The following is a 19,127-nucleotide window of genomic DNA, read 5'->3' as shown; positions in this document are numbered from 1 at the left end:
CCTATTCCTGTTTCAGCGCCTTCACGATCGTCTGGGGGCCAAGCCGCGTCAGGCAGGCAGCAGCCGATTCGTCAGCGCTCTTGTTGTTCTCGACCAGCCGGGCGAGCTTCTCTATAGCGAAATCAATCTTGCCGCCAGCAATCGTTGCATCAGGGCTGTCGCCTGCAAGTCCGCTCAACACAATACCATAACCGCTCGCCATTCCAGTCAACGCCAGCGCCGGTCGCGGATGAGCGCATCCCTTGGAACAACCCGAGAGATGAAACGTAAGCGATCCATCGAAAAGAACCGGTGAATGCCGCAGCAAATGCTGTGCTCGCATCCTCGTTTCATAAAAGCCGGAGGCGCAGGCACCCGCACCGGCGCAAGCGGCAATATTTGCAGATGGATCATCGGCATCGGAGCTGAAGCCATAATCCTTTGCCGCTGCCTGCAACGCCTTCGCCGCCTCCGTGCTGCAGCCCGTGACGAAGAACTGGCGGCCCGGTGCCAGGCGAATTTCCGCCGCACCGAGGGGCTCGGTCTGTCCCAGGAATCGTGATAGGGCACTAGCCTTCATCTGGCCGAAACGCGGTCTGAGGCCAAGGACCGCGCTGTCATCGCAAAGCTGATGAAGGCCGGGCCTCGGCATTTGCGAATTTGGTCCGGCGGCAAATTGCAATTCCATTGCCGGAAACACTTCGCGCAATGCAGTCGGTCCAATGTCGCGCGCTCGAGAATTCTTGCCGATTTCCATGAGCATCGCCAGCAATCGCCCGACCGCCCGGGCGGCGTCGTCTGCGGAACCGATACAAACCGGCTTTGCCGCTTTTGCATCACCGTCGATCGCGACCAACCAACGGCCTTCGTCCAGAGCGTCAACGCGGATATCGGCCGATAGACCGGATAGACCGAAACGTCCCCCACCGTCGACGATGATGGAGAGCTTCGGGGCCAAGAGTGGTGAAGACAGCGCGATCTTGTGCTCATTTCGCAGCCGGGCTTCGATCGCGGCGGCATTTCCTATCTCACCCGGGTCGATGCCATGCAATGGCGACAGCTCGATCGGCGGACCTGCGGGCACGAGGATCCCAGCCGCATCAACATCAGCGGCGAGCCGCCCGACAGTTTCCGGCCGCAGTCCGCGCACTTGCAGACTTCCCCGCCCAGTGATTTCCAAAACGCCGTTGCCGTTTGCCGCTGCGGAGACTGCAAGCATGTTCAATTGCGAAGGCGTCAGCGCACCCCCGGCTGGACGCAGCCGTGCGAGAAGGCCATCACCGGTCGCCATGGGTGCAGCAAGCGTCGGACAGGCGCCTCGGCGCGAGCCTGGTGCGGCAATTGCACGCCCTTCCATGTCGATCTCTCTTTCGCCGGCAAACCCCATGGCTCGTCCTTTCATGCATGCCTTTACGGGGCGGCACGCTTGCGGTAAAGCGCCCCGACTCGACCTGCCGGGCTAGTCGTGAACGTCGCGGGCTTTGCGCAGCAGGTAGATATCCATGATCCAACCGTGCCGTTCGCGCGCTTTGGCCCGGATCGTTACGATGTCATCGGCGACGTCGCCGAGCCGCCCGGACCGGATGATTTCGTCCTGCGTGCCAAGATAGGCTCCCCAGAAGATCTCCGCATCAGGGTCGTCGATCTTCGTAAACGCCTGGATCCCATCGAGCATCACGACCGTACTTTCCCTCTTGAGCCCCTCTTCGGCGAGCCTTCGGCCAGTCGTAATCTCCACAGGCTTGCCCACGAGATTGATTGGAACGCGGTGGCTGGCGGCAAGCGCCTGAATGCTGGTAATGCCCGGGATGACGGTGAGATCGAAATCCACTTTGTCCCGCACCCGTTCCAGGATGCGCAATGTGCTGTCGTAAAGACTCGGATCGCCCCATACAAGGAAGGCAGCCGTGCCATTTTCAGGCAACTCATTGATCAGATGACAATAGGTCTCAGCAATTGTGGCGTGCCATTCATCGACGCTTTGCCCATAGCTGCGCTCCTTCGTTTCGCGAAGAGGCACCGCAAATTCGATGATCTTTCCATCCGCCTGCTTAAGATACCGCTCACAGATTTCGCGGCGGACATCTGCAAGCTCTTCTTTCTGTGCACCTTTTGTGGGAATGAACACGAATTCGGCGCCGTTCATGGCGTTGATCGCCTGAATGGTCATGTGCTCCGGATTTCCGGTGCCGATGCCGATTGCGTAAAGATGCTTCACTGAGCCTCCTTGCGGTCTTGTGCCCTCAGGCGATCAAAAGCGCCGTGCCGTAGAGCCCGATGGCGAAGACGGTATGCGCGATCAGATTGAGCGCACGCACCTTGTTCGGGTTCGGTGTCTTCGACGCTGCCCAGCCGATGCCAAGTCCGGGCTGCAGCAGGAACCAGCCGGCCCCGACCGTGACAATACCGAGGATCCAGGCGGGCAGGAAAGTCGGTGCTGCCAGCCAGGATGGACCCATGATAGCCGCAAGAGCAAGGCCATAGATGATGCCGGTCGCATAATGGCCGATCCACCCGATTGCCAGCTCGTGTCTATAGGGTTCTGCATTGGCGATATTGTCGTGAAATACCTTGCCGCGCCCGAGGTGCCAGAACCACCGTCCGACAGGCGCCCAGTTGGCGGGCCCCTGACCGAAAACCCGGAAAAGGACGATTGCCCAAATATCCATGAGCAAGGTCGCACCGATCCCCATACCAATCCCGCGCCATAAAATATCGAACATGAAGAAGATCCAGACTCGTAAATTGCTGGACTGTCTTAAACAGGCGCGGCAGGCCCTGCAACAGCGCTCTTGCACTTAAGCGCGATCCCTGCAAACGACGCATTTCAATTGATCGGAAAGGTGACTACCCCTAAATTCCGGCAAAAAAGGAGAGTGCGCAATGAAGCTCGATCAGACAGCCAAGGGCGTCTATGCCATCGCCGCAACGCCGTTTCATCCGGACGGGCGGCTGGATCAGGTGTCGGTTGACCGGCTCACCGATTTCTATCTCGGGTGCGGCGTGAGCGGGCTTACCATACTTGGGATCATGGGCGAAGCGCCGAAGCTTGAGCCGGAGGAGTCGCTTGCAATCACCCGGCAGGTCGTGAAGCGCGCCGGCGTTCCGGTGATCGTCGGTGTCTCGGCGCCGGGATTTGCGGCGATGCGTTCACTCGCGCGCGGCGCCATGGATATTGGCGCCCAGGGCGTCATGATCGCCCCACCGCCGTCTCTTCGGACGGATGATCAGATCGTCGGCTACTATGCCCAGGCGGTCGAGGCGATCGGCGATGATGTTCCCTTCGTCATCCAGGACTATCCGCTGACACTGACCGTGGTGATGACGCCTGGCGTCATCCAGAAGATCGTCAACAATCACCCGTCCTGCGTGATGCTGAAGCACGAAGACTGGCCGGGGCTCGAGAAGATTTCCCAGTTGCGGGCAGCGCAAAAAGCGAACGAGATGCGCGACATTTCGATCCTTTGCGGCAACGGCGGGCTGTTTCTCGATTTCGAGATGGAGCGCGGTGCCGATGGCGCGATGACCGGTTACGCCTTCCCCGATATGCTGGTCGACGTCGTGAATTTCCAGCAGACCGGAAACCGCGAGGCGGCACATGACCTCTTCGATGCACATCTGCCGCTCGTTCGCTATGAGCAGCAGCCGGGAGTTGGGCTTGCCGTGCGCAAATATGTCCTCAACAAGCGCGGCGCGATCGCCAGCGACTCTCAGCGAAAGCCCGCGGGAAACATTTCAATGAGAGCAAAGGCCGAGATCGATTACCTCCTTTCACGCATTGCAAGATATGACACGCGTGCGGCGTTCAGGGACTAGACCGCCAATTTTCCATTCGGCACTGCATGTTCCTCGATCACTTTTGAGCGGATCAAACAAGTTCCAAAGCAATCTCGCTCCTTGTCAGTGCTAAACTGCGCCCTGGCCCGGCGATGGCGGCGTCGTGGCGAGAGCGCTTCGATCGACTGTAAATTTTGCCATCTGCCATGAGGTGGGGCTCAGATCGGCCCTGCTCTTTTCATCAGTGGCAGCACGCTGCCAGCAAAAACGAGCCTCCGGGTCCGTCTGGGCCATCTCCTGCGACAAGTCCTCCGGCCCGTTTCATTTCGTTCCTATCGGCTCTTTCGAAGTCCGCGCTGGATTTTTGTGCCGCCCAGAGACGTAGAGGTATCGAGAAGACATCACCAAATTGCCGCAGCCCGGTTTGATCGATTGAGGGCTGCGAAAACAGACGTATAATAGTTTCAGAAATTTCTGAAAGTTTAGAAATAACGGAATCGCCAATGAACCTCCCGCCGCTCGTTCAATCCTTCGTTCTGCATTTCGGTGAGATGGGCTCGCGTTGGGGCATCAATCGCACGGTCGGCCAGATTTATGCGCTTCTTTATGTTTCGCCATCGCCGCTTTGCGCCGATGAGATCGTCGATGCGCTCAACATCTCGAGATCGAATGTGTCGATGAGCCTGAGGGAGCTGCAGGCATGGAACCTCGTGCTTTTGAAACATCGACCTGACGACCGCAGGGATTTCTTCACGACACCTGATGATGTCTGGCACATCCTGCGCACCCTTGCTGAAGAGCGGAAGAAGCGCGAGGTCGATCCAACGCTCTCGGTTCTGCGCGAAATCCTGATGCAAAGGCCGGCGAGCGAAGCCGAACGCTTCGCCCAGGAGCGGATGAGCGAAATGCACGGTCTGATCGAGCAGCTGACGCATTGGTACGAGGATGTGAAACAGCTTGAAACGGAACGCCTCGCAACGCTACTCTCCTTAGGAGCAAAAGTTACGAAGCTTCTGGAAGCCAAGGACCGGGTGGTTTCACTCGGCCGTGGCCGCCGGCCCGCCAACAAGAGCTAGCGCTATGGGGACCGCTTTGTTCGACGAGGCAAAAGCCCATGCAGCCGGAGCGTCAAAGACTGGCTTGCCGGCCCGCTCGGCCCGGCCTTTATGTCTTCGTCATGCCGCTTCGCTTCAAACCGCTGCCTCTTTCTTGTGGATCCCGCAAGCTGGTCTGCTTGCTCATGCCGTCGGGCGTATTGCAGATGGCGACGGTCTCAGTCATGTCCTTTGGCCCGCCTTTTTTGTGTTGACACTCGGAATTGCAAAGGCGCTGCTTGACGCGGTTGGCGGCCAGATTGCCCTCGACAGCGCGCGGACCGAACTGAGTGTGAGGAGACAGTTTGCCGTTGCAGCGCTTGCCCGGCGATCGCCGATCGACGGCACACGTCCTGCTTCCGGGCAAGTTGCGAGCGTTCTCGGCGAGCAGGCGGAGCTTGTCGTTCCCTACCTCGCGCGCTATTTTCCCGCGCGCATCAAGGCGAGCGTCATCCCTGTCGTCATGCTTGTTTGCGTGCTAGCGATCTCCTGGGTTGCCGCGCTCGCGCTCTTCATTTCTATGCCGCTTATACCGCTTTTCATGGCACTCATCGGCTGGCGCGCACAGGTTGCAAGCGAAAAGCAGCTCGCTGCAACAGGCAAGCTCAATGCATTCCTTCTCGACCGGCTCCGTGGGCTGGCCACGATACGCTCCTTCAATGCAGTCGAGCTGACTGCCACGCGGCTGCGGGCAGATGCTGAAGACCTCAAGACACGCACCATGGCGGTACTTAAAATCGCCTTTCTCTCCTCGGCCGTGCTGGAGCTCTTTGCTGCGCTTGGCGTTGCAATGGTCGCCGTCTATGTGGGCTTCAGCCTCCTCGGCGAAATTCACTTCGGGACGTGGTCGGGCAAGATCAGCCTGACCGAAGGGTTTTTCATACTTCTTCTCGCACCCGCCTTTTTCGAACCGTTGCGCGAACTTTCCGCCGTTTGGCACGACCGTGCTGCCGGAGAAGCGGCGATAAAGGCGCTGGACAGCCTCGGCGAGTGCGGCGGTATTGAGATCGTCGATACGCACAGCACCGGCCCGGCGCCGGGCTTTGACCGGCTTGACATTGAATTCAACGATGTCAGCTTCCGTTACGATTGCCTGCGGCCCTGCGCGCTGACCGGCTTCAACTGTCTTATCGAAGAGGGTGAGCATGTCGCGCTTTCAGGTGCGAGCGGCGCGGGAAAATCCACGCTGCTTGCGCTAATCGCCGGTCTGGCACCTCCACAGACGGGTCGAGTCCTGATCGATGGCCGGCCCGTCGATGCGGGCGTGCGCAGCACCATGGCCTGGATCGGCCAGACGCCGCATATATTCGCCGGAAGCTTGGCGGGCAATGTCTTGCTGCACAGACATTACGGCGTTCTAAAGGAGGCTTTGGCGCTTGCCAGACTGGACGGCGTTGCGGCCGCCTACGGCAAACGGCCGCTGGGCGAAGGCGGTGCCGGTCTTTCCGGCGGCGAAGCCTTGCGACTTGCGATCGCACGGGCGGCCGCCAATCCTTTCATTCGCATCATCCTGGCGGACGAACCGACGGCGCATCTCGACGCAGTGACTGCTGCGGAGATCACGGAAAGCCTGATTGCCCTTGCCAGCGAGCGGACGCTTATCGTTGCCACGCATGATGCGCGTCTTGCTGCGCGCATGGACCGCATGATCCTCATCGATGCACCGTTCTCAAAAGAGGCTGCTGTGTCATGCGAAAACTGATCCGGATGCTTGCGCCGATCCTCAAACTTTTCTTTTTTGACAGGCCGCGTCGTCTGTTGGCCGGTGCCTTGCTTTCTGCCGTCACGGTCTTTGCGGGTCTTGCGCTGCTCGGCTTGTCGGGCTGGTTCATCACCGCCGCGTCGATTGCCGGCCTATCTGCAGCAGCCGTCGCCTTCGACGTCTTTGCGCCGGCAGCCGCAATCCGCTTGCTTGCAATCAGCCGTACGGCTGCCCGCTACGGCGAGCGGATGACGACGCATGATGCAACGCTGGGCATATTGGCGGCACTTCGCGAGAGGCTTTTTCGCGGCTGGGCGGGACCTGGTGCCGCACGCAATCTTCTCAGGCGTCCCTCCAAAGCGCTATTTCGCCTGACGGCCGATATCGATGCACTGGATTCGCTCTACCTCAGAGTTCTCGTTCCCATCGGTGCCGCCATGGGTGCTGGGGTTGTCGCTGTCGTGGCGCTGGGCATCATGCACCCCGCCTTCGGGCTCACGGTCGGTGCAGCTTTGGTTGGCTGCGGGATCTGCGTCCCGATCGCTGCAGGCGGCCTTGCGCGAAAGCCTGCCCGGCGTCGCGCTTACGGCATCGAGGCGCTTCGCTCGCGTGCCATCGACCTGACCGCGGGCCAGGCAGATCTCATGATGGCATCGGGAATGGAAGCGCAATGCATGTCCGTTCTCGCTGCCGATCGCTATACCGCCAGGGCCGATCGTCATCTCAATCGGATCGAAACGGGCGTCACTCTGACCTTCGGCCTCGTCACGGCGATCCTGCTCGCCGGCTCGCTTCTTGCGGTAGCGGCGCTCACCGAAGCAAAGGCGATCACTGCACCGGTCGCCGCATTGGGGCTGCTGATCGCCTTTGCAGCCGTCGAACCCTTCACGGCCCTGCGACGCGGCGCCCTGGAATTCGGCCGTGTCCTGGTTGCAGCAAAGCGGATTGGTCCGCGCCTGACTGAAGAGACCTTGCGCCATCAAAGAAGTGTCACTGAAGCCGGCATCGCAGTTGGACTGCGGGAGGCAAGCGTCAGACATGACGGGTCGGCCGGAGATGCGCTTCATGCAATCAGCCTCGAATTGAGATTGGGTGAAACATTGGCTGTCATCGGCCCGAGCGGTGCCGGAAAAACGACACTGCTGATGCTGCTCGCAGACGAAGTGGAGCCGCGCGTCGGGACTGCTGCATGCGTCGATGCGACGCTGCTGACGCAAAGGACAGAACTCTTTCACGATACGCTCGAAGGCAATCTTCGGCTCGCCAAGCCGGAGGCGAGCGACGCGGAACTGCGCGAAGCGCTTGCCGCCGCGGGGCTGCTTTCGGATATCGAGGCCTTGCCGAAGGGGCTCGGTACGCCGCTTGGCGAAGGCGGCTTCGGTCTTTCGGGTGGTCAGTCCCGTCGCCTTGCGCTTGCACGCCTTTTCCTTCGCGACACGCCGCTTTGGCTGCTCGATGAGGCGACGGAAGGTCTCGACAGCGCAACGGCAAACGATGTCATGTCCCGGCTGAAGCAACGGGCGTGCGGCCGTGCCGTCGTCATTGCATGCCATACCCGCCGCGAGGCTGCGATCGCCGATCAGATCGCAGTCATCGAACGCGGTCGCATGACCCAACTATCGCGCCGTGGAGAGGCGGCGTTCGAAAGCGCGCTCGAGCGGCTAAGGCCGGATTGAGTGCTGCGCCAACTGCGGACGCCGACCGGCGCCCGTTCGACATCCTGTGGGACTGTGGAAGAAAAACAATGGAACTAGATATCGTCGCGCTCTCGCGCTTCCAGTTCGCCCTGACGGCGCTTTATCACTTCCTGTTCGTGCCGCTGACGCTCGGTCTGTCGGTGCTGCTCGCCATCATGGAAACCACCTATGTGATGACCGGCAGGCAGATCTGGCGGCAGATGACGAAATTCTGGGGCACGCTCTTCGGCATCAACTTCGTACTGGGCGTGGCGACCGGCATCGTCATGGAGTTCCAGTTCGGCATGAATTGGAGCTACTACAGCTATTATGTCGGCGACATCTTTGGTGCGCCGCTGGCGATCGAAGGGCTGATGGCCTTCTTTCTGGAAGCGACTTTCGTCGGCCTCTTCTTCTTCGGCTGGGACAAGCTGTCGAAAGTGGGGCACCTGATTGCCACCTGGGCCGTGGCGCTCGGCTCCAACTTCTCGGCGCTCTGGATCCTGATCGCCAACGGCTGGATGCAGAACCCGGTCGGCTCGGCGCTCAATCCGCAGACCATGCGTATGGAGATTACGAGCTTCTTCGACGTGGTCTTCAATCCCGTCGCCCAGGCGAAATTCGTGCATACGGTTTCTGGCGGCTACGTCTGCGCCTCGATCTTCGTGCTCGGCGTCTCGGCTTGGTACCTGCTGAAAGACCGCCATATCGAGCTTGCCAAGCGCTCGATGACGGTTGCCGCCTCCTTCGGACTTGCCTCGGCTCTCTCGGTGGTCGTACTCGGCGACGAGAGCGGCTATCTGGCGACTGAAAACCAAAAGATGAAGCTCGCCGCAATCGAGGCAATGTGGGAGACGGAACCGGCACCTGCAGCCTTCACGGCCTTCGGCTTTCCGGACCAGCAATCGCGTGAGACGCATTACGCCATTCATATCCCGTGGGTCATGGGACTGGTCGGGACACGCTCGCTGACCACCGAAATTCCAGGGATCGACAAGCTTGAACAGCAGGCCGAGACCCGTATCCGCGAAGGCATCAAGGCCTATGATGCGCTGATGCAAATCCGCGCGGCTCCAACACCGGACGGCATTGCGCACGAGGTTCGCAGCGCCTTTGAAGACCTTGGCCATCAGCTCGGCTACGCGCTTTTATTGAAGCGCTATGTCGATGATCCGCGCCAGGCAACAGATGAACAGATTGTCCAGGCTGCACGCGACACGATCCCGCATGTTCCGACCCTTTTCTGGTCGTTCCGCGTCATGGTCGGGCTCGGCATGTTCTTCATCGTGCTGACGGCAGTCTTCTTCTGGCTGTCAGCCCGCCGCCACCTCGACAAATATCCGTTGCTCCTGAGGGTCGCCGTTTTCGCCATACCCCTTCCCTGGATTGCCATCGAAGCTGGCTGGATCGTCGCCGAGATCGGTCGACAGCCCTGGGTCATAGAAGGGGTTCTGCCGACGGCAATGGCAGTTTCCAGCCTGGGGGCAAGCACGGTGCTTGCCACCATCATCGGCTTTGCCGCACTTTATACGACGCTCATCGTCGTCGAAATGAGCCTCATGATCAAAGCGATCCGCCAGGGGCCGGATCCGGACGAGGAGCCGGACGCCGCACTCATTTCCGAAACAATCGTTCCAGCAGCGGAGTGATCGCCATGGTCCTTCATGAACTCGTCGACTACGGAACCCTACGGATGATCTGGTGGCTGCTGCTCGGCATATTGCTGATCGGCTTTGCGGCAACCGACGGCTTCGATCTGGGTGTCGGTGCGTTGTTGCCCTTCGTGGCCAAGACCGACACGGAACGCCGCGTCGCGATCAACACGATCGGCCCGGTCTGGGAAGGCAATCAGGTCTGGCTGATCCTTGGCGGCGGCTCCATCTTCGCCGCGTGGCCGGCGCTCTATGCCGTTTCCTTCTCGGGCTTTTATCTCGCCATGTTTGCGATCCTGCTTGCGCTCATCTTGCGCCCGGTCGGCTTCAAGTACCGTTCGAAGCGGGAAAGTGCACGCTGGCGCAACAACTGGGACTGGGCGCTGTTCATCGGCGGCTTCGTGCCGTCGCTAATCTTCGGCGTTGCCGTCGGCAATGTATTGCGGGGAGTGCCCTTCCGTTTTGCCGACGACATGCGCATTTTTTACGAAGGCTCATTCTTCGGCCTTCTCAATCCATATGCGCTGCTTTGCGGCCTGCTCTCGGTCTCCATGTTCGTCCTGCACGGCGCATCCTGGCTGGTGCTGAAGGCGAGCGGTCCCGTTGCCGAGCGCGCCAGAAACTATGGAAGCGTTGCTGCCCTATGCGTTATCGTACTCTTTGCCCTTGGCGGCCTTTTCCTGGCGCTCGGCATCGATGGCTATCGCATCACCAGCGCCATCAGCCCCGGCGGTCCGTCAAATCCGCTCTTGAAAACGGCGCAGCATGACGGTTCGTGGCTTGCAAACTACAGCACCTATCCGTGGCTGCTGATTGCTCCGGTACTCGGCCTGCTGGGTGCGGCACTTTCGTTTGCTGCAATGCGGGCGAGGCGCGAGGTCTCGACCCTGCTTTTCAGCAAGCTCTCGATCTTCGGCATCATAGCAACGGTCGGCGTCTCGATGTTTCCCTTTATTCTGCCCTCCTCGCTCGATCCGCGATCAAGCCTGACAGTCTGGGATGCTTCCTCGAGCCACATGACGCTTTTCATCATGCTCGTCGTCTCGCTGATATTTCTGCCGATCGTCGCCGCTTACACCGCCTGGGTCTACAAAGTGCTGTGGGGCAAAGTCGACGAAAAGTCGGTTACCGACAAGAACGGACACGCCTACTGAAGGAGATAAGGTGATGTGGTACTTCGCATGGATGCTCGGGCTGCCGCTGGCGGCCGCCTTCGCCGTCCTCAACGCCATGTGGTACGAACTGGTCGACGACGAAGCCAGGAAGAAGAAGCAATGACAAAAAACTCAGGACAAGCGCCCGGCCGTGAATGCACCCTGCCACACCGCCGGCCCATCCTCGCAGAGCCTTTGGTCAATCTGGCACAAGGATTGCCTATTAATACCCGTCTGAAGCGTGGCAGGAGAAGATATGATGGTGTCAGTCACGGATATGATTGGTGCGACATGGCGTCTTGAGGATGCAATCCGGGAGGTGATCGCGGACAGGCATATTTTTTCTAATGAAACCAAAGCCATGAAGGAAAAAGCTAAAGTTCTACCCCATCTTCTGGTGCAGAAATATCCACATCTGTCGGATATCGAGAACGAATTGCGCGGCGTCTTCGAGACCTGCCGCTTGGCGATTGACCACAAATCGATCAGTCCGGTCGTTGTAAAGGCAGCAATTGCCATTGCCGACGAATACCGGGAGATCATCATCAAGCTGAAGCACTGAACTTGCCGAAACGCGCGACCTTAAAAACTTGGGGACAGAGCGGTTCCCCGCGCAGCATTTGCTTGACCTTGCGTCATTCATGGTTGACGTGGCGTTCCGGGGACACTAGCACGCTTGTCGAAGGCATTCTGGGGACGTTTCCATGGAAATCTTTACTGCTGCGGGCCTGACTGCACTCCTGCAGGTCATCGCGATCGATCTTGTTCTTGCCGGCGACAACGCCGTCATCATTGGTCTTGCTGCCGCCGGCCTGCCGGTCGCTCAGCGTAAGAAGGCCATTCTGGTCGGCATTCTTGCCGCCACCGTTCTGCGCATTCTTTTTGCATCCGTGACGGTTCAGCTCTTGAGCATCGTCGGTTTGCTGCTTGCCGGGGGCCTGCTCCTGCTCTGGGTCTGCTGGAAGATGTGGCGCGAGCTTCGCTCCCAGCATGCAAACGGCGGGGAGATCGGTCTGGACGGCGAAGCCTCCACCGGACCCAAGAAGACCTTCATGCAAGCTGCAACCCAGATCGTCGTCGCCGACGTTTCGATGTCGCTCGACAACGTGCTGGCGGTTGCCGGTGCCGCACGCGAGCACCCGACCGTGCTTGTGCTGGGCCTTGCGCTCTCGATCGCCATGATGGGTGTCGCGGCGAACATCATCGCCCGCCTGCTCAACCGCCATCGCTGGATCGCCTATGTCGGCCTGCTGATCATCCTTTACGTCGCCCTCGACATGATTCATCGTGGCGTCCTGGAAGTGTGGCCGCATCTCTAGTCGTAAGAGCTGATGCAATTGCCTTTGAGGCGGATCGGCGAAAGCCGCTCCGCCTTTACTTTTTTACAAACAGCAATGCTGACAGGCAGCGACTGCAGCACGCCCTGCGCTTGACGCCTGACCTGTCGCGCTGCCTTTTGTGCAAGGTGGCGCCAGGTCGTCCCCGGTGCGGATGCGACCGGCCGCTAGCGACCACTACAATCGCGAAGCGCTGACAGGTGTCGACGTGCGCGACGCAGGCTTCATCGAGATCGCAGGAGATGTTGCCGGTGATCAGCAGAACGATGCGTCAGACGAGGCGCTCGCCCGCATCGAATGCTCTTTACATGAAATGTGGGATGCAGTGACGCCAGCAAAGTCATTCCCCCGGTCTGGGCGATCGCCCCGAAATCGCCGATCGTTGCGCTTGCCATATGTCGATGGTCATTTGCGATCTTGAGTTGGGCCCGGTCTTTGCGCGCCATCGCCGAGATTGCGGTCAAGCACGATGATGGCGTGCACTGATTTCGCGCTGTCTTCTATCAACGGCGAGCCTGGGCCCGGCTAGCGCACCGCATGAAATTCACCGCCGGCAAGCCGATGAAACCACCCTGCTTGGCATTGATCATCCATTTGGAGCCAATGGCTGGTCCGTCGACGCAGTCCTCATACTGATTAAGGCGTGATCCGTGAACCCGGTGCCGCTACGCACGCGCCGCCTTCCGGGTGAGCAGCCAAACCAGATATGGACCGCCAATCAGAGCGGCAAAGAGCCCTACGGGAACCTGATAGGGATAGATGACGACGCGCGAAAGCCAATCGGCGAAGATCAAAATGACAGCACCGATGAGGATGCTTGCGGCAAGCTGATGCGCCGGTTTCTGGAAGCCCATCAATCTCGCAAGATGCGGAGCCATAAGACCCGTCAGACTCAGTGGACCAACGAGAAAGGAGGCGATTGCCGTCATCAGTGCTGCAATCATTGCCAGCACCAGACGGCTCATCCTGGCCGACAAGCCGAGGGCGCGCGCAGCCGAGCCACCGAGCGGCAAGATGGCCAACCATCGGCCCAGGAGGGGTAGCGGCGCTGCCAGACCCGCCAATGCGGTCAAAGCTGTCCATGCCTCGAACGGCCCTGCCCGGTTTGTCGAGCCCGAAAGCCACGTGAGAAGGATGTAGCTGCGCATGTCGCCTTGCGCGAGGACCATCGTTACGATGGCCATCGAAAAGGCGCCGATGGCGACACCGGCGAGCAGCAAACGCTCCGGCGAAAATCGCGCGCGCGCAGCAATCCCGATGATGACAAGAAATGCCACAAGGGCGCCGAGCGACATCGCGCTCAGCATGACAATCGGCGACGGAAAACCGAAGATGAAGAGTGCAACGGTGAGACCTGCTCCGCCGCCGGCGCTCACGCCTAACACCTCCGGACTGGCAATCGGATTGCCGGTCAGGCGCTGCATGATGAAACCTGCAGCCGCCAGTATCGCTCCGGCTCCGCCCGCCGCTGTGGTGCGCGGCAGGCGAAACGGCAGGAGATCGAAGAAGAGCGCGCCGCTTGCGACGTGCCATCCGTCGCCGGCGGGAGCCGACGTCAATGCGAGCGCAATGACGCCCGCAAGAGCGATCAACAGCACAAGCAAGCCGGCGGAAGGCTTGCCGAGGCGCCGAAAGGCAAGCAGAGGCTGAGGAGCTTCGGTCGGGAAGCAGTGGACGCGCGGCAAAAGGTACAAGAGCAGCGGTCCGCCGAAGAGAGCTGTTGCCGCACCTGCTGGCGCCAGGTCAGTAAAACCCGGTCCGAGCAGTTGCGTGATGCAGTCCGTCAGGAAAAGCAAAGCTGCGCCCGTCAGGGGCGCGGCCATCATCATCTGGCCGGTCGTTCGCGCACCGGCAAGACGGGCGATCGCAGGTGCAGCGAGCCCGATGAAACCGATGACGCCCACCTGCGCCGTGACCGAAGCCGATAGCCAAACGGCAAGTGCCACTACGCCAAAACGGGCCGAATGCAGCGCCAGACCGAGGCTTCTTGCCCCGGCATCATCCAGCGAGAGAACGCGAAGCGGCCGAAGCAGCAACAGGCCGGCTGCAAAACCGAGCAGAAGCCGCGGGGCGAGCGAAATCACGCCGTTCCAATCCTGCTGGCTGAGCGAGCCGGCTCCCCAGATGAAGATCGACATCGCGTATTCGCCGCGCGCAAGGATGATTGTGACGCTGAGTGCCGAGGCGATCAGGGTGACGATCATGCCCGACAGCGCGACGGTAACCGGATCTAGCCCTCGCCGCCAGCCCAAGGCAAGCACGATGGCCACGGCACCAAGCCCTCCTGCAAAGGCTGCAAGCTCGCGCGAAATACCGAGCAGCAGCGGCGAAGCGCTCGCCACGATCGTCAGCGCCAGCTCGGCGCCGGCTGCGACCCCGAGCGTCGAGGCGTCAGCGATCGGATTGCGCAAGACCCTTTGCAGCAGCAAACCGGAAAGCCCAAGAGCCGCACCGGCAATCAGCGAAAGCGCGGCACGCGGCATCATGCTTTGCCAGAGCAGGACCGCGTCGAGCGCAGCTGCCTCCCCTGAGAGCTTCGGGCGCAGCAGGACAAGCAGCGCGAAGACGACGAGGCAAAGCCCTGTCAGAAAGAAGCTCATGGCGCGTGGCTGCCGGAGCCGGCTTGCGGAGATCACGCGGTTAACCGTTCCAGGCACTGGAAAGCGCCTCTGCCAGTAGATCGGCAAAACGCATCGCCGCCGGCAATGCGCCATAGGGGTTGATGGAGCCGAGAATGATCACCCGTTTTTCAGAAACCGCGGGAAGCGCGTTCCAAAAAGCGCTCATCTCGAGTGTCGCCAGGGCGTCCTTCGGGTGCGGTGGGATCACAACAATCCAGGCATCTGGCATCGACGCGAGCGTTTCGATCCCGACCGGCGCCACGGCCGAATAGCTGGTCGCGCCCTGCCAGGCATTTGTCAGTCCTGTGCGTTTCAAGACAGCACCAAACATGCTGTCGGAGCCGAAGACACGGTAGTGCCGTGCATCGCCAAGGTTGATGGGGATGACGGGACGTCCGTCGCCTTTGGCAAAGACGGCGCGAAAGCGTTGAAGTTTCCCGGCCAGCTCTTCCGTAAGCTGTCTTGCCGCCCCAAGTTCAAGGCGCTCGCCGATTGAAAGCGTCGTCTGTTGCGCAAGATCGTATGGATCTTCGCGCGGCTTGTAGACCGCGTGGTTCTCGACCGGGGCGATCAGACGCATGCGTGCATCTGCCCAGGCATAGAAATTCGAGCTGAAGATCAGGTCGGGCCTGGCGAAGCGAAGCACCTCGAAATTCGGTGTGCCGCGCAGTCCAAGGTCGGCGACTGATGCCGGGACCTCGGGTTTAACGACGATATGGCCGAATTGCCGCAGCTCGGGTGCGGCAACCACATTTGCGCCGATTGCAAGAAGCGTCTCGAGCAGTGCCCAGTCGAGCGTGGCGACCCGTCGCGCTTCGCCTGCCCTGACGAGAGCCGGGGTTGCGAGCGCAGCTGTCAGCGCCATGAAATGCCTGCGGGTAAAATGCGCCATCGCCGTCACAGCAGATAGCTGACGGGTTCGCCGCGTGCAGGATGCGAAAAAACACCCATGCCGATCCCGAAGATGGTCTTCAGCAGGTCGGCCTGCATGATCGTGCCTGGGCTTCCCTTGGCAGTGATGCGGCCATGATTGAGCGCAATGATCTCGTCACAGTAGCGCGCAGCGAGGTTGATATCGTGCAGCACGATCACCACGCTCAGTGCACGCTCGCGGCTCAGCGACTGGATGAGCGAAAGCACGGATGCCTGATGTGCAAGATCGAGCGCAGAGGTTGGCTCGTCCAGCAGCAGGCAACGGGCATTCTGCGCCAGCATCATGGCGATCCAGGCACGCTGGCGTTCACCGCCCGACATATTTGCCACCAGTGCGTCGGCGAACGCCTCAAGATCCGTTCGCGAGATGGCGTCCTCGACGAGCTCGCGATCGATCTTCCCGAACCGGCCAAGCGTGCCATGCCACGGAAAGCGACCGAGAGACACGAGCTCGCGGACCGTCATTCCATCGGTGGGAGGCGCAAATTGCGGCATATAGGCGATGTTGCGCGCGAAGGCGCGGCCGCCCCATTTCGTCGCCGCCCTGCCCTCGACGGAGACCGTTCCGGCAACCGGCACAATCTGACGCGCGATGATTTTCATGAGCGTACTCTTGCCGGAACCATTTGGCCCGATCAGCCCGTAAACACGTCCGTGCTCCAGTGCAAGGTCGATGCCCGAAAGGATTTTCCTCGTGCCCATCGAATAGTCGACGCCCGACATCGTCAGAAAGGCTGTGGACACCATCAAGTTCTCCGTTGTTGCATCGAAACCCATTCGGAAGAGCACTTCGCTGCCGCACTCGGCTCCCGCACTGGGGGCTTCCTGCAAAACTCTACTCTAATTGTCAACTTACCACTTCTTGCTGAGCTTGAAGGTGATCGCGCGCGCATCGCCGTAACCGCACGTGCTGAGACCACCGCAGCCCTTGACGTATTCCTTGTCGAAGAGATTGGTGACGTTGATGGAGGCGCCCCAATCTTCTTTCTCATATCGGATTGCGGCATCGAAGACGGCGGCGCCTGGCACCTTCTTGTTGTTCTCATTGTCTGCCCACGACCAACCCTGATAGCGCACACCACCGCCCACGCTTAGGCCTTCCAGCACACCCCGCAACACGGTGTAGTCGAGCCATAAACTTGCTTGAACTTTGGGCTGGAGGTAGGGAGTGTTGCCGACGAGCGCCGAATTGGCGTCCTCGGTGATTTCAAGATCAGTGTAAGAGAAGCCGGCAATCGCTTTCCAGCTATCGGTGAGATTGGCTTTGCTCTCGAATTCGAAGCCGCGCGAACGCACCTCGCCAAGCTGACTTGAGAGCATCGTCGAGGGATCCGTTACGACAACGTTCTTCTTCGTGAGTTCGAAGAGCGATGCGGAAATTGTGCCGTCGAAGAAGGTCGGTTCGTATTTTATGCCGGCCTCGAGCTGATTGCCTTCCTCCGGTTTGATATTGCGGGTGAGGCTGGTTGCGACGATGGGGTTGAAGAAGGTCGCAATGCTGACATAGGGCGTTACGCCGTTTGCGAATTCATAGGCGAGGCCTGCACGCCCGCTGAAGGCTGTCTTGTCGTAACCATAAGCAAAATTTTGGTTCGGTGCCCAAAAAGTAGGACCGTTACGCGTTTGTGTATCGACATAGTCGTAGCGGCCGTTGAGGGTCGCCAGCCAGCCCTCGCCGAAATGGATCTGATCCTGCACGTAGGCTCCGACCTGCTGCTGGGTAATGACCTGATTGAGATATATGCTGTTTTCCGGTTGTGGATTGCCGTAAACGGGGTCGATAGGGTCAATCGGCATGGCGGCAGACGCGGCCTGAACGTGGTCGAGCCTGTAATATTTATAGTCAATGCCGACCATCACCTTATGCGTGCTCCGGCCAAAGTCGAATTCGTTCTCGGCGCGGTTGTCCATCGAGTAGGAATCGCTCGTGGATTTGTGTTCGAAACCGATACGGTTGAGCCAGTAATAATTTGGGTTGGTGGGATCGGTCGTGTTGACATATCCGAAACCATAAGGGCCAATCTCATGTTTTCTCAGATGACCGTAGCGAGCGCTCTGGGTAATTTTCCAGCCACTATCGAACTCGTGCTTGAGCTCGTAGCCGACCATCTGCTGCGCATAATTGCCTTGATCGATGTCGGGCTCACCGAGGAAAGCGTCGCGTGGAATCTTGCCGAAGGGAGCGTCGGCGACTGTGCCCTCATGGGGGAAAAAGCCGTTCCCGGTATGGACTTGATCCAACGCACCCACGTAGCCCCAGACGTTGACCATTGTCGCATCATCCGGAACCAGTGTCAGCTGCGGCATGATGAAACCACGCAGGTCATGGGAAAAATCGGAATAGTTATCGCCGCCGGCGACTTTGCCTGTCAGCCGATAGGTCATGGTATCGCTTGACCCGACCTTGTCGGAGAAATCCACGCCGGTGAAGGCGTTTCCATTACTGTTGATGCCGATATCTGTATAAAAGAGCGGCTCGTCGATTGGTCGCTTGCGAACGAGGTTGACGATCCCGCCCGGATTGGAGCCGCCATAAAGGACCGAGGCCGGCCCCTTGAGAACCTCGACGCGCTCCAGCATGAAAGGATCAATCTGGAAGCCGCCGAAACCATAGCTAAAGAGGTTGAGGCCGTCCATGAAGACACCCGTCTGCGTGGCGTCGAAGCCGCGGATATAGAACCAATCAGTATCGCCATCATTGCCGAAGGGTTGGGCATTGACACCGGGTGTGTAGGTGAGTGCCTCATCCACCTTATTCACGACACCGCGGTCCTGCATTTCATCAGAACCGATAACCGACACCGATTGCGGTATCTGTCTCAGCAGTGTGTCGGACTTGGAACCAGTCGTGGAGCGCTTCGCCACATAGCCCTTGACGGGGCTCGTCCCAGTCGCCTCGGCGTTACCAGTTCCCCCCTCGGCCTGGATGATGACAGGCTTCAGCTCCGTTGCTTCCTGCGACGAAGCAGGCATTGCAGTTGCGAGCCCGACGATGGCCATGCCCGTCGATAGCTGCGCCTTGAAGATGAGCCCCTTTGCATGCCCACGCATAATGTCTACCCCACTCGCACCGAGAGCCTGTACCCCGCGGCCATGTCCTTTTGATAAGCTGAGCGTTTAACTCAAATTAAAGGTAGTGGATTGTCGCATTCGGTGGAATTTGAACGTTCTTGGGCAAATTATCGCATTGTCAACAAAAGCC

The 19,127-nt window shown here is 59.7% G+C and carries 16 protein-coding genes; 9 read left to right on the top strand and 7 right to left on the bottom strand.

Annotated elements, in window-relative coordinates:
* Position 1: 1 nt before the first annotated feature.
* The 3 genes from cobG to AM571_RS29620 form a co-directional block, all read right to left on the bottom strand.
* Positions 2 to 1,366, bottom strand: a complete 1,365-nt coding sequence (gene cobG, locus AM571_RS29630) for a precorrin-3B synthase (protein ID WP_420493403.1) — start codon at positions 1,364 to 1,366, stop codon at positions 2 to 4.
* A gap of 72 nt (positions 1,367 to 1,438) precedes the next feature.
* Positions 1,439 to 2,197 carry a precorrin-6A synthase (deacetylating) gene (gene cobF, locus AM571_RS29625; RefSeq protein ID WP_074064545.1) on the bottom strand — a complete coding sequence of 253 codons (759 nt, stop codon included), beginning with the start codon at positions 2,195 to 2,197 and terminating at the stop codon, positions 1,439 to 1,441.
* Positions 2,198 to 2,222: 25 nt separating this feature from the next.
* A complete protein-coding gene (locus AM571_RS29620) occupies positions 2,223 to 2,702 on the bottom strand; it encodes a DUF2938 domain-containing protein (RefSeq protein ID WP_074064544.1) in 480 nt (159 codons plus the stop codon).
* 160 nt (positions 2,703 to 2,862) lie between these two features.
* Here AM571_RS29620 and AM571_RS29615 point away from each other — a divergent pair, with 160 nt between their 5' ends.
* The 9 genes from AM571_RS29615 to AM571_RS29575 all read left to right on the top strand — a co-directional run bounded on the left by AM571_RS29615 (position 2,863) and on the right by AM571_RS29575 (position 12,353).
* The gene (locus AM571_RS29615; protein WP_074064543.1) at positions 2,863 to 3,795 is read left to right on the top strand and encodes a dihydrodipicolinate synthase family protein; all 933 of its coding nucleotides are present in this window, start codon (positions 2,863 to 2,865) and stop codon (positions 3,793 to 3,795) included.
* A 464-nt stretch (positions 3,796 to 4,259) separates the two neighbouring features.
* Positions 4,260 to 4,832 carry a GbsR/MarR family transcriptional regulator gene (locus AM571_RS29610; RefSeq protein ID WP_074064542.1) on the top strand — a complete coding sequence of 191 codons (573 nt, stop codon included), beginning with the start codon at positions 4,260 to 4,262 and terminating at the stop codon, positions 4,830 to 4,832.
* Between the two features lie 4 nt (positions 4,833 to 4,836).
* Entirely contained in the window at positions 4,837 to 6,552 is a 1,716-nt protein-coding gene (gene cydD, locus AM571_RS29605) for a thiol reductant ABC exporter subunit CydD (RefSeq protein ID WP_074064541.1), read from the top strand.
* Entirely contained in the window at positions 6,540 to 8,228 is a 1,689-nt protein-coding gene (locus AM571_RS29600; protein ID WP_074064540.1) for an amino acid ABC transporter ATP-binding/permease protein, read from the top strand. The genes cydD and AM571_RS29600 overlap by 13 nt, the downstream gene beginning before the upstream one ends.
* A 68-nt stretch (positions 8,229 to 8,296) precedes the next feature.
* A complete protein-coding gene (locus AM571_RS29595) occupies positions 8,297 to 9,877 on the top strand; it encodes a cytochrome ubiquinol oxidase subunit I (RefSeq protein ID WP_074064539.1) in 1,581 nt (526 codons plus the stop codon).
* 5 nt (positions 9,878 to 9,882) lie between these two features.
* Positions 9,883 to 11,034 (top strand): cytochrome d ubiquinol oxidase subunit II, encoded by a 1,152-nt coding sequence (cydB, locus tag AM571_RS29590; RefSeq protein WP_074064538.1) that lies wholly within the window; start codon positions 9,883 to 9,885, stop codon positions 11,032 to 11,034.
* Between the two features lie 13 nt (positions 11,035 to 11,047).
* Positions 11,048 to 11,158: a cytochrome bd-I oxidase subunit CydX gene (gene cydX, locus AM571_RS29585; RefSeq protein WP_074064537.1), complete on the top strand. Its 111-nt coding sequence runs from the start codon at positions 11,048 to 11,050 to the stop codon at positions 11,156 to 11,158.
* 135 nt (positions 11,159 to 11,293) lie between these two features.
* Positions 11,294 to 11,596 carry a hypothetical protein gene (locus AM571_RS29580; RefSeq protein ID WP_237358663.1) on the top strand — a complete coding sequence of 101 codons (303 nt, stop codon included), beginning with the start codon at positions 11,294 to 11,296 and terminating at the stop codon, positions 11,594 to 11,596.
* Positions 11,597 to 11,738: 142 nt separating this feature from the next.
* Positions 11,739 to 12,353 (top strand): TerC family protein, encoded by a 615-nt coding sequence (locus AM571_RS29575; RefSeq protein WP_074064535.1) that lies wholly within the window; start codon positions 11,739 to 11,741, stop codon positions 12,351 to 12,353.
* Between the two features lie 683 nt (positions 12,354 to 13,036).
* Here the strand turns inward: AM571_RS29575 and fhuB are convergent.
* The 4 genes from fhuB to AM571_RS29555 all read right to left on the bottom strand — a co-directional run bounded on the left by fhuB (position 13,037) and on the right by AM571_RS29555 (position 18,976).
* A complete protein-coding gene (fhuB, locus tag AM571_RS29570) occupies positions 13,037 to 14,971 on the bottom strand; it encodes a Fe(3+)-hydroxamate ABC transporter permease FhuB (RefSeq protein ID WP_074064534.1) in 1,935 nt (644 codons plus the stop codon).
* A 40-nt stretch (positions 14,972 to 15,011) separates the two neighbouring features.
* Complete coding sequence (locus tag AM571_RS29565) at positions 15,012 to 15,884, bottom strand: ABC transporter substrate-binding protein (protein WP_074064533.1); 873 nt, start codon at positions 15,882 to 15,884, stop codon at positions 15,012 to 15,014.
* A 5-nt stretch (positions 15,885 to 15,889) separates the two neighbouring features.
* Complete coding sequence (locus tag AM571_RS29560; protein WP_074064532.1) at positions 15,890 to 16,672, bottom strand: ABC transporter ATP-binding protein; 783 nt, start codon at positions 16,670 to 16,672, stop codon at positions 15,890 to 15,892.
* 105 nt (positions 16,673 to 16,777) lie between these two features.
* The gene (locus AM571_RS29555; RefSeq protein ID WP_074064531.1) at positions 16,778 to 18,976 is read right to left on the bottom strand and encodes a TonB-dependent siderophore receptor; all 2,199 of its coding nucleotides are present in this window, start codon (positions 18,974 to 18,976) and stop codon (positions 16,778 to 16,780) included.
* Positions 18,977 to 19,127: the final 151 nt, after the last annotated feature.

Source organism: Rhizobium etli 8C-3 (genome assembly GCF_001908375.1).
Classification (GTDB): Bacteria; Pseudomonadota; Alphaproteobacteria; order Rhizobiales; family Rhizobiaceae; genus Rhizobium; species Rhizobium etli_B.
The sequence above is the reverse complement of the archived record's forward strand: the minus strand, read 5'-3'. Positions and strand labels throughout refer to the sequence as shown.

What these genes read in the sequence shown, in the direction of transcription:
- cobG (WP_420493403.1), bottom strand. Translation starts at nt 1,366, where the DNA reads ATGGGGTTTGCCGGCGAAAGAGAGATCGACATGGAAGGGCGTGCAATT.
- AM571_RS29620 (WP_074064544.1), bottom strand. Translation starts at nt 2,702, where the DNA reads ATGTTCGATATTTTATGGCGCGGGATTGGTATGGGGATCGGTGCGACC.
- AM571_RS29615 (WP_074064543.1), top strand. Translation starts at nt 2,863, where the DNA reads ATGAAGCTCGATCAGACAGCCAAGGGCGTCTATGCCATCGCCGCAACG.
- AM571_RS29610 (WP_074064542.1), top strand. Translation starts at nt 4,260, where the DNA reads ATGAACCTCCCGCCGCTCGTTCAATCCTTCGTTCTGCATTTCGGTGAG.
- cydD (WP_074064541.1), top strand. Translation starts at nt 4,837, where the DNA reads ATGGGGACCGCTTTGTTCGACGAGGCAAAAGCCCATGCAGCCGGAGCG.
- AM571_RS29600 (WP_074064540.1), top strand. Translation starts at nt 6,540, where the DNA reads ATGCGAAAACTGATCCGGATGCTTGCGCCGATCCTCAAACTTTTCTTT.
- AM571_RS29595 (WP_074064539.1), top strand. Translation starts at nt 8,297, where the DNA reads ATGGAACTAGATATCGTCGCGCTCTCGCGCTTCCAGTTCGCCCTGACG.
- cydB (WP_074064538.1), top strand. Translation starts at nt 9,883, where the DNA reads ATGGTCCTTCATGAACTCGTCGACTACGGAACCCTACGGATGATCTGG.
- cydX (WP_074064537.1), top strand. Translation starts at nt 11,048, where the DNA reads ATGTGGTACTTCGCATGGATGCTCGGGCTGCCGCTGGCGGCCGCCTTC.
- AM571_RS29580 (WP_237358663.1), top strand. Translation starts at nt 11,294, where the DNA reads ATGGTGTCAGTCACGGATATGATTGGTGCGACATGGCGTCTTGAGGAT.
- AM571_RS29575 (WP_074064535.1), top strand. Translation starts at nt 11,739, where the DNA reads ATGGAAATCTTTACTGCTGCGGGCCTGACTGCACTCCTGCAGGTCATC.
- fhuB (WP_074064534.1), bottom strand. Translation starts at nt 14,971, where the DNA reads ATGAGCTTCTTTCTGACAGGGCTTTGCCTCGTCGTCTTCGCGCTGCTT.
- AM571_RS29565 (WP_074064533.1), bottom strand. Translation starts at nt 15,884, where the DNA reads ATGGCGCATTTTACCCGCAGGCATTTCATGGCGCTGACAGCTGCGCTC.
- AM571_RS29560 (WP_074064532.1), bottom strand. Translation starts at nt 16,672, where the DNA reads ATGGTGTCCACAGCCTTTCTGACGATGTCGGGCGTCGACTATTCGATG.
- AM571_RS29555 (WP_074064531.1), bottom strand. Translation starts at nt 18,976, where the DNA reads ATGCGTGGGCATGCAAAGGGGCTCATCTTCAAGGCGCAGCTATCGACG.